Here is a 12,412-nt window from a genome sequence, read left to right as displayed (position 1 = left end):
TGGCAGTGCCGGTGAGGGAGGACCTCGGATGCGATCGAGTGCGCTCGGACTGATCGCCGGGCTCGTCGCGGGCCTCGCGCTCGCGTTCGGCGGGTTCGGCGAGTTCCTGATCGTCCTGCTCTTCGGGGCCCTCGGCCTGATCGTCGGGAAGCTCGTCGACGGCGAGATCGACCTCAGCCGGTTCGACCGGGGCCGGTTCGACCAGTCGCGGCCGGGCCGGGACCGCGGTCGGTTCCCCGGCGGCGGCCGGGGCCGGGAACAGCCGTGAGCCCCGATCATCTCGGCGGCGGCGGCGGCGGCGCCGGCGGTCCGGGCCGGCTGCTGGTCGCCGAGCGGGTCGTGGCGAAGATCGCCGCGATCGCCGCCGCCGATGTGGAGGCTGTCGCGGGCCCGCCGCTCCGGGCGGCGACCAGGGTCGCCGCGTTTCTGCGCGACGGCTCGCCCGGTGGCCGGCCGAGCGGTCGTCCCGAGGCGACGGCGCGGGTGGTCGACGGAGCGGCCTGGGTGTCGCTGACGCTGTCGATCACCTACCCGGCCTCGGTGAGCCAGACCACGCAGGCCGTCCGGGACAGGGTGCGCGAACGGGTGGCCGCGCTCGCCGGGCTGCCCGTCGCCCGCATCGACATCGACATCCCGCTGCTGTCCGCGGGGGCGGGCCCGTGACCCGGCGTGTCAGCGTGGCCGCTCGCGGGCAGGCCGAACCGTGCCGGTTGTTCTGTCCGTGCCGGAGACCGGCGGTTCGAACCCCCTCGGCGCGGGAGGGAGGCGCCATGCGGGCCGGTAACCGCGTCCTTGCGGCGCTCGTGGCGGCGGTGCTCGCCGCCGCCGGCGTCATCGCACTGGTGGAGATCATCGTTGCCGCGGGCGGGCACGGGCCCGCTCTGGTCGACTGGCCAGCCTGGTCGGCGCGTCTCGGTGACTGGTCGTGGTCGAGCGGCGCCGTCCGGCTCGTGGGGGTGTGCGTCGTGCTCGTCGGCGCCGGCGTGCTGTTCCTCTGCGCCCGGCTGGGCGCGAGGTCGCGTTTCCGGACCCGTCCGACCACGCCCGGCGCGGCGGTGTTCGTTCCCCGCCGGGCACTCGTGCGGGCGTTGCGGCAGAGCGCGCTCGCGGTGGACGGGGTCTCGGCCGTCTCGGTCCGGGTGCGGCGGCGGCGTGCCGTGGTCCGCGCCCGGCTGCGGCCGCGGACGTCCACCGGTGTGATGGTCGAGGCCCGGGCGCGGCTGGTGCGCAGGGTGGAGTCGTTCGACCTGCTGCGCCCGCCGCGACTGATGCTCACGACGAGCTCCGAGCGCCCTGGCCGGCGTTCCGGCCACGGGCTCGTCGCCCCACCGGTGTCGCCCTCGTCCTCGGCTTCGTCGGTGTCGCCCTCGCTTTCGTCGGTGTCGACGTCAACCTCGCCGGTTTCGGCGTCGTCGCTGTCAACGTCGAACCCCCCGGTGTCGCCCGAGCCCGCCTCGGCCGCGGCCCGGACCGTGCCCGGGGCCTGGCGTGCGTCGCCGGCCGCCGCGGCGCCGGGCACGAAGCGCGAGATCGGCACCGCCAGCTCGGGGACGCCCGGGGGCCGGCGATGACCCGCGGCGGCGTTCCGGCCCGGCACGCGGCTCCGTCGGCCGGCGCCGGCTCACCCGCGCCGACGCGCGCCTTCATCCCGGTGGTGGACCGTTGTAACCAGGTCCTCCTGGTGCTGGTCGGCCTGGTGCTGTTGGGCGGTGGAGTGCTGGTCCTGCTGGCCGGATCGGGCCTGTTCGGCCCGGCGCTCGCCGATCGGCCCGTGCTCGGGGGGGATGTCCGCTCCTTCGCGGCGCGGCACGGGTGGTTCTGGCCGGTCGTGGGCACGGCCGCCGGCGTGGTGGCCCTGTGCGCCGTCGGATGGCTGGTCGCCCAGGCCCGGACGAGCCGGCTCCGTGGTCTCTATGTGACTGACGACGAGGTCGGCGGGGTTCACCTCGACACCGCCGCGCTCGCGGACGCCGTCGCGGCGGACCTGGTCGCGAACCCCGTGGTGCACGCGGTGCGGGTGGTCGTGCGCGGACGGCCGCGCCGGCCGGTGCTCCAGCTGGCCGTCGAGGCGGATGCCGGGGCGGACATCCGCGCCGTCCGTTCCGACGTCGAGGAGCGGGTGCTGCCACGGGCGCGCCGTGCGGTGGGACGCCCGGATCTCGGCGCCGAGATCGATCTCGCGGTACACGCCGGCCCGCCGGCCAGGGTGCGCTGACGCCATCCAGGGTGAGCCGGCGGGCGCACCGCGCCGGGGAGTTTGCGCGCTTTCGCGAGCCGGGCGGGGGGAACCGCGGCAGCGAGGTCGGGGCGACACGACACCTGTCGGGTGTTGACAGCGAAGCTTCCGGTACTGTTGAGGACCGCGTCCATGATGGCGCGGCCCCGCCGTCCGGCGCTGAGCCACCTTTCGCCGCTGAGTCACCATCTCCTGGTGATCGGCGGTCGGTGACCGCCAGGCGCCGAGTTCACATTGCTGAAAGGATGAGCGCCCCCATGTCCGAGGTCCGCATCGCCGCGGAGCCGCGCACCGAGTTCGGGAAGGGCGGGGCTCGTCGCACCCGCCGGGCCGGCAAGGTCCCGGCTGTTCTCTACGGTCACGGCCAGCCGCCGCGCCACATCGCGCTGCCCGCTCACGATCTGCTGCACGCATTCAAGACCGACGCCGGCACCAACGTCCTGCTGACGCTGGAGCTGTCGGGCCAGACGGAGCTGGCGCTGCCCAAGGAGGTCCAGCGCCACCCGATCCGCGGCAGCTATGAGCACGTCGACTTGGTCCTGGTCAACCGGGGCGAGCACGTCTCGGTTGAGGTCGCGCTCGTCCTCATCGGTGAGGCCGACCCCGACACCCTGGTCGACCAGCAGGTCACGGCACTGTCGGTGAAGGCCGACGCGGCGTCGCTGCCGGACCGGATCGAGGTCGACATCACCGGCCTCGAGGCGGGTCACGGCATCACGGCCGCCCAGCTGGAGCTGCCGCAGGGTGTCGAGCTCGAGGCCGACGGGGAGCTCGTCGTCGTCCAGGGCCTGGCCAAGCGGACGGTCGCCCAGATGGAGGCCGATCTCGGCGAGACCGCCGAGGGCACTGAGGGCACGGCCGCCGCCCCGGCTGCCTCGGCCTGATCTGCTCCGGCGAGCGGATGGAAGCCCCTGCCGATGACGGGCCCTGGCTCGTCGTCGGCCTAGGCAACCCAGGCGCGAGCTATGCCGGGAACCGGCACAACATCGGTTTCATGGTGGTGGACCTGTTGGCCGAGCGCACCGGCGCCCGGCTGCGGTCCCACCGCTCGCGGGCCGAGATCGACCAGGTGCGGCTCGCTGGGCGCTCGGTCGTTCTCGCCAGGCCGCGGACGTTCATGAACGTCTCGGGGCCGCCGGTGGCCGCTGTCCGGGCGTTCTACAAGATCGACCTCTCCCGGGTGATCGTCGTCCACGACGAGCTGGACATCCCGTTCGACGCCATCCGGCTCAAGCGCGGCGGCGGGGACAACGGGCACAACGGGCTGCGCTCGATCACCTCGTCGCTGGGCTCGCGTGACTACCTGCGGGTCCGGGTTGGCATCGGCCGGCCACCCGGGCGGATGGATCCGGCGGATTTCGTCCTGCGCGACTTCAGCCCGGTCGAGCGCAAGGCGCTCCCGCTGATCGTCGACAACGCGGCGGACGCCGTCGAGTCGCTGCTCCAGGAGGAACTCGCGGCCGCGCAGAACCGCTTCCACGCCGGTTGACGCGCACCCGCGAGGGAACACACCGCTACCGTGTTCGCCCGCGGGTGCGCGAGCGCGCTGGTGTAGACGGTATCGGTGATGTTCCGCTGTGCGGATCCGGGTAGGTTGGGCCGCCATGTGGCCGGTGACCGAGAGGAGCATGCGATGCTCGCGCTGACGCCGGGCCGCCCGGTCGAGGGCAGCGCCTACACGGTGGTGGCTCTCGGCGCGCACGCGGACGACGTGGAGATCGGCGCCGGCGGCACGATCTCGCAGATGATCGCCGCCCATCCGGACACTGTGGTCCACTGGGTGGTCTTCTCCGGCAGCGGTGAGCGGGGTTCCGAGGCGGAGGCGAGCGCGCGCGAGCTGCTCGGCTCGTCCCTGGGCTCCCTGCACCTGCACGAGGTGCGGGACGGCTTCCTCCCCCGGGAGTGGAGCGGGGTCAAGGAGATGCTGCTGCAGATCTCCCGGCAGGTGACCCCGGACATCGTCTTCGCGCCCTCGCTCGGTGACGCCCATCAGGACCATCGCATGCTGGCCGAACTGGCCTGGCAGGCCTTCCGCGGCGCGCTGATCCTCGGCTACGAGATCCCCAAGTGGGAGAGCGACCGCGGCGCCCCGAGCCTCTACGTACCGGTGCCCGAGGACGTGGTGGCGGCCAAGGTGGAGCATCTCCAGCGGCACTTCAGCAGCCAGCACGACCGGATCTGGTTCGACGAGGAGACGTTCCGCGCGACGATGCGGCTGCGCGGCGTCGAGTGCGGCAGCCGCTACGCCGAGGCGTTCGACGCCCGCAAACTGACACTCGCCTGGTGACCTGACCGGGTCACCGGGCCACCCCCGGTGACCAGGGCCGGTGCGGGGCCCCGCCAGCCCCGTCTCAAGCGGTCTGAGCTGTGGTCTCCTCGGTGCGCCCGGCCAGCATGCCCCGGACCCGGTCGATGAGCGTCGCGTGATCGAGCTCGCGCAGGACGAACTCGCGCCCGGCCGTCCCGACCTCGGCGGCGAGCCAGGGGTTGTCCAGCAGCCCGCAGACGGCGTCCGCGAACGCGCCCGGATCGTCGGCGACCAGCAGGTGCTCGCCCGGGCGCCAGCCCAGGCCGCGGCTGCCGGTCGGGGTGCTGACGACGGGCGTCCCGGCGGACATCGCCTCGATCGCCTTGATGTTGACCCCGGACCCGGAGCGCATCGGGTTCACCGACACGGTCGCCCCGGCCACGTAGCCGAGCACGCTCGGCACGTCGGTGTGCAGCTCAACGCTGTCGAAGCCGGCCAGCCACTCGGCCAGGCCGTCCTCCGGACGGCGGCCGACGACCTGCAGGACGGCCGCGGGGTGACGTACCCGGATCGTGGGCCAGCAGCCGCCCAGGAACCAGCGCAGCGCCTCGATGTTGGTGGGCGTGTCCAGCGAGCCGACGAAGACCAGGCGCTCGCCGGCCCGCTCCGTGTCCGCGACGCCGCCGGCCGCGCGGGCCTCGGCGACCGTGCTGGCGGGCAGGAACGGCGGCAGGTGGAACGTCGGGACGCTCGCCCGCCTGCGGCGCCACTCGTGGTCCTCCACGGAGATGTCCGCGATGGCGTTCACCAGCGGTGAGTGGTGCATGGCCTGCTCGGCGAGCCGCAGGCGGTGGTACTCGAGCTCGTAGGCGACCGCGCGGGGGCCCGTGGAGTTCCGGGCCAGGACGCGGAAGAACTCCGAGTCGATGTTGTGCGCCCGCACCAGGTGGGGAAGCCGCCAGATCCGCGCGATCTCCTCGCCGAGATGCGACGTCCGGCAGCTGTAGCTGATGACGGAGTCGGCGCGCGGCGGGGTGTTCTCCAGCGCCCGGCGCAGCGGGCCCACCGGGCGGGACGCGTGCGTGAACGGCCGCGGCGAGAGGTGCGCCAATGGGCTGTCGTCCCGGGGGAGGCGGATGACCGCCGCGCCGGGGACGGCGTCCTCGTAGGCCGCGATGTCCAGGTCGGTGCGGGACGGCACCAGGACCTGCATCCGGATACCGGCCGCCGAGGCCGCCGTGAGGAAGCTGAAGGTCTCCACCCGCCCGCCGGCATCCGCGGGGAGGAAGGGCTCCTCGACGACGACGATCCAGCGCTCGGAGTCGCTCATCCGAGTAACTGTAGTCCCGGGGCCCGCGACCGCCCGGCAGGGGAGCGGCAGGGACACCGGCGGACATGCCGGGACAGCGGGTCCGGGCGGGCAGGGACGGGTTTCGCGCGGCCCGCGTCGGTGATCGCCCCGGTAAGGTGGCGGGTAGCCCATTCCGGCACCTGGTAGAGGCACCGCTACGGTTGTCGCATGACAGGAGCTCGTGCATTCGGGAAGGGCACCGCGATCGCGGTTCTCGGCGCGACCGCCGTGTACGGCCATGTTCTGTATCCCGCTTACATCGGGTACCGCAGTCGTGGGCTTGCGCCGTCGGTCCCCGCCGAGCCGGACGTGTGGCCGGGCCTCAGCGTCGTGGTCTCCGCCTACCGCGAGTCGGCGGTCATCGGCACCAAGCTCGACGAGCTGGCCGGTACGGACTACCCCGGCCCGATGGAGATCATCGTCGTCGCCGACGACGCGGAGACGGCCACGGCCGCCCGCCGTCCCGGCGTCCGGGTCCTGTCGTCCGGGGAGCGGCTCGGCAAGGCCCGCGCGGTCAACCGCGGTGTCGCCGCGGCCAGCCACGACGTCGTGGTCCTCACCGACGCCAACGCGGTGCTGGCCCCGCACTCGCTGCGCGCGGCAGCGCGCCACTTCACCGACGAGTCCGTCGGCGCCGTCGCCGGCGAGAAGCAGGTCGACGACCCGGCCGGTGCCCAGGGCTTCTACTGGACGTTCGAGTCCTGGCTCAAGCAGCGCGAGTCCGCGACCGGCGCCACCATCGGCGTGGTCGGCGAGATGCTGGCGTTCCGCCGCAAGGCGTTCCGGCCGCTGCCGAAGGACACCGCGGTGGACGACGCCTGGCTGGCGCTCGACATCCTCGAAAGTGGCCTGCGTGTGGTCTATGAGCCCGAGGCCTACTCGATCGAGACCTCCGCGCCGGACTACGCCGCCGAGTGGGAGCGCCGCACCCGCATCGTCGCCGGCAACCTCGACATGCTCTGGCGGCGCCGCGCCGCGCTCGTGCCCGGCGCGCTGCCGGTCACCTCGCAGCTGTGGGGGCACCGGCTCGTCCGGTCCTCGTTCGGCCCGCTGGCCCACGTCGCGCTGGTGGCGATCAGCGTCCCGGCGGCCCGCAACAGCTGGGGCGCCCGGCTGTTCCTGCTCGGCAACGCCGCCGGTGCGGCCAGCGCCGGCGTCCTGATGCGGGGCGGGACCCCGCCCGGGCCGAGCCGCCTGGTGGCCCAGGTCTTCTTCCTGCAGGCCGTCGCGCTCGGCGGCGTCCGCCGCTTCCTGGCCCGTGACCGGCCGGCGATCTGGCCGAAGCCGGACCGGCAGCCCGTGCCGGCGCAGCCGGCGGCGTCCGAAGCCGACATCGACCCCGCCAGCGCGTCCGGGGCCGGTGCCTCCGTGTCCGTTGTGTGACTGTCGTCCGTCGTGAGCTGACCGTTCCGAGCGGCGAGCTGAGAGGAACAGACCCGTGCCGGACATCGCACCCGACTCGGTTGCCGACCAGGCGACACCTGCCGGCTCCACCCTGGAGACACCAGCTCCGGACGGCCCCGCCGCCGCGCCCGCCAGGGTGCCAGCCGTGCCCGCCGTGCGGCCGGCCGTGGACGGCTGGTCGTTCGAGCTCCAGCTCGTGAGCTTCCACAGCCGTGACCAGCTCGAGCAGATGTTCGCGACGCTGCCGATCGACATGCCCGTCGTCGTCGTCGACAACGCCAGTGGCGTCGACCGGGTGGACGAGCTCCTCGCCGACCGGCCGAACGGCCGCTACATCGATTCCGGTGGCGGCAAGGGCTTCGCGAAGGCGGCCAACATGGGCATCCGCTCGTCCGCGTACGACTACGTGGTGCTGGGCAACCCGGACAGCCGGCCGACCGTCGAGGTCATCAGGACGCTCGTCGCCGACCTCGAGGGCGACCCCGGCCTGGTCGTGAGCGCGGCGACCATGAAGGGGCAGGACGACAAGCCCGAGCTCGGCAACGGCGGCTGGGAGCCGACCCCCCGTCGGGTGCTCATGCACGTCCTGGGAGCCCACAAGATCGCCCCGTCGTCGGCGCTGTTCGCCCGTCCGACGCCGAACCGGCCGATGAGCCCCGAGTGGCTGACCGGGGCCTGCATGGCCGTCCGCCGGCAGTCGTTCCTCGAGCTCGGCGGCTTCGACGAGACGTTCTACGTCTACAACGAGGACATGGCGCTGGGCCGGGCGATCCGCGAGGCGGGGATGCGCCAGCAGCTGCGCACCGACCTGCTCGTCCCGCACGGCGCCGGCGGCTCCGGGGCCGGCAAGACGTGGATGCTGCAGATGCGCGGCGCCTCGATGGTCCGCTACCTGCGCAAGCACAATGCCCCGGCGCGGGTGAACGTGATGCGCTCGATGCTCGTCGCCGGCTACGCGGGCCGTACGGTGCTCTCCCGGGTGCGGGGCCGCAGGGCCACGGCCGACGAGCACGCCGCCTACATCAAGGGCCTGCTGGTCGGCCCCCCGCCGCGCTGACGCCAGGGCCCTGCTGACGCCAGGGCCTGCTGACACTGACGCCTCGGACGTCCCGAGCGTCAGTGCGGTGTCCGCCACCCGCGGGTGTCGACGGGAACGCCCCCACCGGGGGTGCGCGGGCCTCCCGCCGCCGGCCCGGCCGGATGCGGTGGGGCCGGCGGGACGGCCGCCGTCGCGTGCTGGCCACCGCCCGGCCCCGTGACCCCGGCCGTGACCCGGCGGCGGCCCGGCGTCGCGGCGAACCGGGCGCCGGCCAGCACGTACGCCAGCGCCCCGAGCAGAACACCCGCCGACGCCGCGAGGCCGAGCCCGGCGATCCAGGTCAGCGCGGACGGGCCGTCCCCACCCTCGTCGGGGCTGGCCGCGGCGACGGGGGGAGTGGCGGCCGCGGGCAGCGGCGGTGTCGGCAGGGCCGGGATGGCCCCGTCGGGGGTGGCGCCGCCCCCGGCCCCGCTGCCGCCGTCCGCGCTGCTGCCGGTGCGTGGGATCGGGGCGGTGAGCAGCGGGTTCCCGTCCACGAGGGGGAGCTCGGCGGTCAGCGCGGCCACCGGCTCGACCAGCCCGAAGCCATACTGGCTGTCGCGCCCCACCGGGCCCATGTCGAGCGCGGTGCGGATCAGGCGGTTGATGACGTTGGGTGCGTCCAGGCCGGGCTTCGCGGCGCGGACGAGCGCGGCCACCCCGGCGACGATCGCCGCCGAGTTGCTGGTGCCGCCTCCGGTGTCCAGGCCGTCGGGCGACACCCTGGTCGGCACCGGAGCCCGGATGCCCGGTCCGGGCGCGGCCAGGACGGCCTCCGGCCCCTGGACCGAGCCGCCCCAGAACATCCCGCGGTAGTCCGATCCGGTCACGGCGATCACGCCCGGGATGTTCGCCGGGGAGTTCACCTCGGTGTCGCCCGGCTCGGTGTTGCCGGCCGAGGCCACGACGACCACGTCGTGCGCGAGCGCGTAGCGGACGGCGCTCTCCTCCGCGCTCGTCGCCCGCCCCACCGAGCCGAGGGACATGCTGATCACGCCCGCCCCCCGGTCGACGGCGATCCGCACCGAACGGGCGACCTCCTCGGAGTCGGCCTCCTCGCCGGTGGAGATCGGCAGGATCTTCGCCTCGGGCGCGACCCCCCACACAGCCGGGTCACCGACGTCACCGCGGGCGGCGACCAGCCCGGCCATGGCCGTGCCGTGGCCGTCGGGGTCGTCGTCGCGCAGCCCGTCGAGAGCGGCGTCCGCACCGACCCCGGCGCCGGAGAGGAGCTGCCCGCTCAGCTTCGGATGGGTGGCGTCCACCCCGCCGTCGATGATCGCCACGATGACGCCCCTGCCGCGGCTCACCCGGTGGGCCTCGGCGAGCCGGAGGCTCTCGTGGTACCACTGCTCGTTGGTGGACGAGAACCCGCTGGACGGCAGCCCGCCCGACGGGGAGCGGCCCGGCGCCGCGGCCGTCGGCGCGGGGGCGGCCCGCGGGGCCGGCCGGGCGCTCGCATCCGGGACAGCCTGCTGGGGCGTCGCGGCGGTCGCTGTGCCGGCCGTGGCGACGGCCGCGGCGCCGGGCAGCAGCACCGCCGACAGCACCGCCGTCAGCACCCCGCCGGCGACTCCGGCCGACGGGCGCCGCCCGGCCCGGGCCCCGCTGGCGCCGCCTCGGTGACCCATCACTACCTGACCTGCCTTCGGACGCTCCGCGCGGCGCGGACCGGGGGATACGCATCACGCCACGAACACGCACACACCATGTCCGTAGGCGAGCTTTCCACATCCTCGGTGTTGTGCGGTCGTTTGTCTGCGAGTCGACAGGCCGTCGGTTCACCAAGACACACGTCGGCTACATGACGTGATGTAGGTCATATCCGTACGGGGGAGGGTGGGCAGGGTCGGCGGCCTCGGCGGGGAATGGCCGGTGGGCCTCCGGTATGCGCAGAGTGTTCGTCGTCAGACGGACAGGAGCACAGTGGGGCGTCACTGGCGGGCGCCTCCGGCCCTCTCGGTACCTTCTGTGGTCGGAGCGCAGGGCCGTCGTCGAACCCCGCGTGCCCTCGTCGAGATCGGGAGGACTCTCGGATGAAGGTGCTCGTCACCGGCACGGAGGGCTACCTGGGCTGCCTGCTTGCCCCGGAGCTGCTGCGCGACGGCCACGAGGTGGTCGGGGTGGACACCGGCTACTACAAGTACGGCTGGCTCTACCGCGGCACGGACCGTGTCCCGTACACGATCGACAAGGACCTGCGCGACCTCACAGTCGAGGACTTCGCGGGCGTCGACGCGGTCGTGCACATGGCGGAGCTGTCGAACGACCCGCTGGGCGCGCTGGCGCCCGACGTGACCTACAAGGTGAACCATCAGGGGTCCGTGCGGCTCGCGAAGCTGGCGAAGCAGGCCGGCGTCCAGCGGTTCGTCTACATGTCCTCGTGCAGCGTCTACGGCGTCGCGACGGGTGAGGACGTGACCGAGACCTCGCCGGTCGACCCGCAGACGCCGTACGCCGAGTGCAAGGTCTACGTCGAGCGGGACGTCGCGCCGCTGGCCGACGACACCTTCTCGCCGACGTTCCTGCGCAACGCCACCGCGTACGGCGCCTCGCCGCGGATGCGGTTCGACATCGTGCTGAACAACCTGGCCGGGGTCGCCTGGACCACGAACGAGATCGCGATGACCTCGGACGGCACCCCGTGGCGCCCGCTGGTGCACGGCCTGGACATAGCCAAGGCGATCCGGTGCGTGCTCGCCGCGCCGCGCGACGCCGTCCACAACGAGATCTTCAACGTGGGTGACAGCGCGCAGAACTACCAGGTGAAGGAGATCGCGGACGCGGTCGCCACCGTCTTCACCGGCTGCAAGCTGAGCTTCGGCGACAACGGCGGGGACAACCGCAGCTACCGGGTGTCGTTCGACAAGATCGCCTCCCAGCTCCCGGGCTTCTCCTGCGACTGGGACGCGCACAAGGGAGCCGAGCAGCTCCACGAGGTGTTCAGCCGCATCCAGCTCGACACCGAGACGTTCACCGGCCGCGGGCACACCCGGCTCAAGCAGCTGCAGTACCTGATCGGCACCGGCCAGGTAGACGCCGAGCTGTTCTGGACCGCCCGGTGAAGCTCACGCCCACCGCCGTCGACGGCGTGACGATCGTCGACGTCGAGGCGTTCTCGGACGACCGCGGCCTGTTCGCGCGCACCTTCTGCCAGGAGGAGTTCGCCGCCGCCGGGCTGGAGGTCGCCGTCGCGCAGTGCAGCGTCGCCTACAACCGCCGTGCCGGGACGATCCGCGGCCTGCACTGGGCCGGCGAGCCGGTGCGCGAGACCAAGCTGGTCCGCTGCACCCGCGGCGCCCTGCTGGACGTCATCGTCGACTCGCGGCCCGGCTCGGCGACCTACCTGGAGCACGTGGCCGTGGAGCTGACCGCGGACAACCACCGGGCGTTGTTCATCGCCGCCGGGCTCGCGCACGGCTACCAGACCCTGGTGGACGACACCGAGGCCACATACCAGATGAACGTCCCGTTCACTCCGGGGCATGATCGTGGTCTCCGTTTCGACGACCCCCGGCTCGGGATCGCCTGGCCGCTGCCCGTCTCGGTGATCTCGGAGAAGGACCGCGGCTGGCCGCTGCTGCCCGCCGGCGCCCCGGGTGACGAGCTCATCCAGCTCGGCCAGACCTGAACGGGGGGATCCGGTTTGCCGGATCCGCGTCCCGGGCCCGTCGGCAACGGCCATGCCCGCTGGGCAGGCCGGTTTCCCGGGGTGGGGATGCCCGGCGTGCTTGCGTCAGGTCAACTCCGTGCGTGTGTGACACTCACGTCACCGTGATGTGCGCCTGTCGGGGTGGCATCCCGGGCACGAGGCGGGAAGCGTGGAGGAGACGGCGAAAGCGGCCGAATCCAGCACCTGGCGTGTTTGTTCGCAACGCTGAGTAATGTGGGGGTGGTTCGGGACGGCCGGACGGGTACGAGCGGACCACCTGGAAATCGATCTGTTCGCACGCCCGTCATGGTGATCTGGTCGGACGCGGTCGTCGGTGGGTCGGTGGTCCGTGACCGGTCGACCGGAGGCGGCTGACGGCCGTCACGCCGACATCGTCATCATCTCGACCGAGGCCACATTAGATCCGATCCGGCCGCAGCCCG

Annotated in this window: 13 protein-coding genes; 11 read left to right on the top strand and 2 right to left on the bottom strand. The window is 73.4% G+C overall.

What is annotated here, in order from left to right:
* Positions 1 to 28 precede the first annotated feature (28 nt).
* From AC559T_RS17345 to AC559T_RS17315, 7 genes are all read left to right on the top strand, one after another.
* The gene (locus AC559T_RS17345) at positions 29 to 268 is read left to right on the top strand and encodes a hypothetical protein (RefSeq protein ID WP_112105068.1); all 240 of its coding nucleotides are present in this window, start codon (positions 29 to 31) and stop codon (positions 266 to 268) included.
* Entirely contained in the window at positions 265 to 663 is a 399-nt protein-coding gene (locus AC559T_RS17340; protein ID WP_498869406.1) for an Asp23/Gls24 family envelope stress response protein, read from the top strand. Before AC559T_RS17345 ends, AC559T_RS17340 begins: the two co-directional genes overlap by 4 nt.
* 107 nt (positions 664 to 770) lie before the next feature.
* The gene (locus AC559T_RS17335; protein WP_498869405.1) at positions 771 to 1,571 is read left to right on the top strand and encodes a DUF6286 domain-containing protein; all 801 of its coding nucleotides are present in this window, start codon (positions 771 to 773) and stop codon (positions 1,569 to 1,571) included.
* Positions 1,568 to 2,215, top strand: a complete 648-nt coding sequence (locus AC559T_RS17330) for a hypothetical protein (RefSeq protein WP_083390610.1) — start codon at positions 1,568 to 1,570, stop codon at positions 2,213 to 2,215. Before AC559T_RS17335 ends, AC559T_RS17330 begins: the two co-directional genes overlap by 4 nt.
* A gap of 278 nt (positions 2,216 to 2,493) precedes the next feature.
* Positions 2,494 to 3,120: a 50S ribosomal protein L25/general stress protein Ctc gene (locus tag AC559T_RS17325; RefSeq protein ID WP_071059186.1), complete on the top strand. Its 627-nt coding sequence runs from the start codon at positions 2,494 to 2,496 to the stop codon at positions 3,118 to 3,120.
* Positions 3,121 to 3,137: 17 nt separating this feature from the next.
* Positions 3,138 to 3,725: an aminoacyl-tRNA hydrolase gene (gene pth / locus AC559T_RS17320; protein WP_498869404.1), complete on the top strand. Its 588-nt coding sequence runs from the start codon at positions 3,138 to 3,140 to the stop codon at positions 3,723 to 3,725.
* Between the two features lie 144 nt (positions 3,726 to 3,869).
* Positions 3,870 to 4,523 (top strand): PIG-L deacetylase family protein, encoded by a 654-nt coding sequence (locus AC559T_RS17315; protein ID WP_020458433.1) that lies wholly within the window; start codon positions 3,870 to 3,872, stop codon positions 4,521 to 4,523.
* A 64-nt stretch (positions 4,524 to 4,587) separates the two neighbouring features.
* Here AC559T_RS17315 and AC559T_RS17310 read toward each other — a convergent pair whose 3' ends face one another.
* Positions 4,588 to 5,814, bottom strand: a complete 1,227-nt coding sequence (locus AC559T_RS17310; protein WP_498869403.1) for a glycosyltransferase — start codon at positions 5,812 to 5,814, stop codon at positions 4,588 to 4,590.
* Positions 5,815 to 6,003: 189 nt separating this feature from the next.
* Between AC559T_RS17310 and AC559T_RS17305 the strand changes: the two genes are divergently transcribed.
* Both AC559T_RS17305 and AC559T_RS17300 read left to right on the top strand, forming a co-directional pair.
* Complete coding sequence (locus AC559T_RS17305; protein WP_071059192.1) at positions 6,004 to 7,218, top strand: glycosyltransferase; 1,215 nt, start codon at positions 6,004 to 6,006, stop codon at positions 7,216 to 7,218.
* Between the two features lie 55 nt (positions 7,219 to 7,273).
* Entirely contained in the window at positions 7,274 to 8,296 is a 1,023-nt protein-coding gene (locus AC559T_RS17300) for a glycosyltransferase (RefSeq protein ID WP_498869402.1), read from the top strand.
* Positions 8,297 to 8,355: 59 nt separating this feature from the next.
* Here AC559T_RS17300 and AC559T_RS17295 read toward each other — a convergent pair whose 3' ends face one another.
* The gene (locus tag AC559T_RS17295) at positions 8,356 to 9,948 is read right to left on the bottom strand and encodes a S8 family serine peptidase (RefSeq protein WP_498869418.1); all 1,593 of its coding nucleotides are present in this window, start codon (positions 9,946 to 9,948) and stop codon (positions 8,356 to 8,358) included.
* Between the two features lie 405 nt (positions 9,949 to 10,353).
* Here AC559T_RS17295 and AC559T_RS17290 point away from each other — a divergent pair, with 405 nt between their 5' ends.
* Positions 10,354 to 11,382 (top strand): NAD-dependent epimerase/dehydratase family protein, encoded by a 1,029-nt coding sequence (locus tag AC559T_RS17290; protein ID WP_368951929.1) that lies wholly within the window; start codon positions 10,354 to 10,356, stop codon positions 11,380 to 11,382.
* On the top strand, positions 11,379 to 11,948 hold the full coding sequence (locus AC559T_RS17285) for a dTDP-4-dehydrorhamnose 3,5-epimerase family protein (protein ID WP_112105078.1): 570 nt from the start codon (positions 11,379 to 11,381) through the stop codon (positions 11,946 to 11,948). Before AC559T_RS17290 ends, AC559T_RS17285 begins: the two co-directional genes overlap by 4 nt.
* The last annotated feature ends 464 nt before the right edge of the window (positions 11,949 to 12,412 follow it).

The sequence above is a fragment of the Frankia sp. Hr75.2 genome, assembly GCF_949319125.1.
Lineage (GTDB): Bacteria > Actinomycetota > Actinomycetes > Frankiales > Frankiaceae > Parafrankia > Parafrankia soli.
Note: the sequence above shows the minus strand (reverse complement) of the source record. Positions and strands in the feature narration are given on the sequence as shown.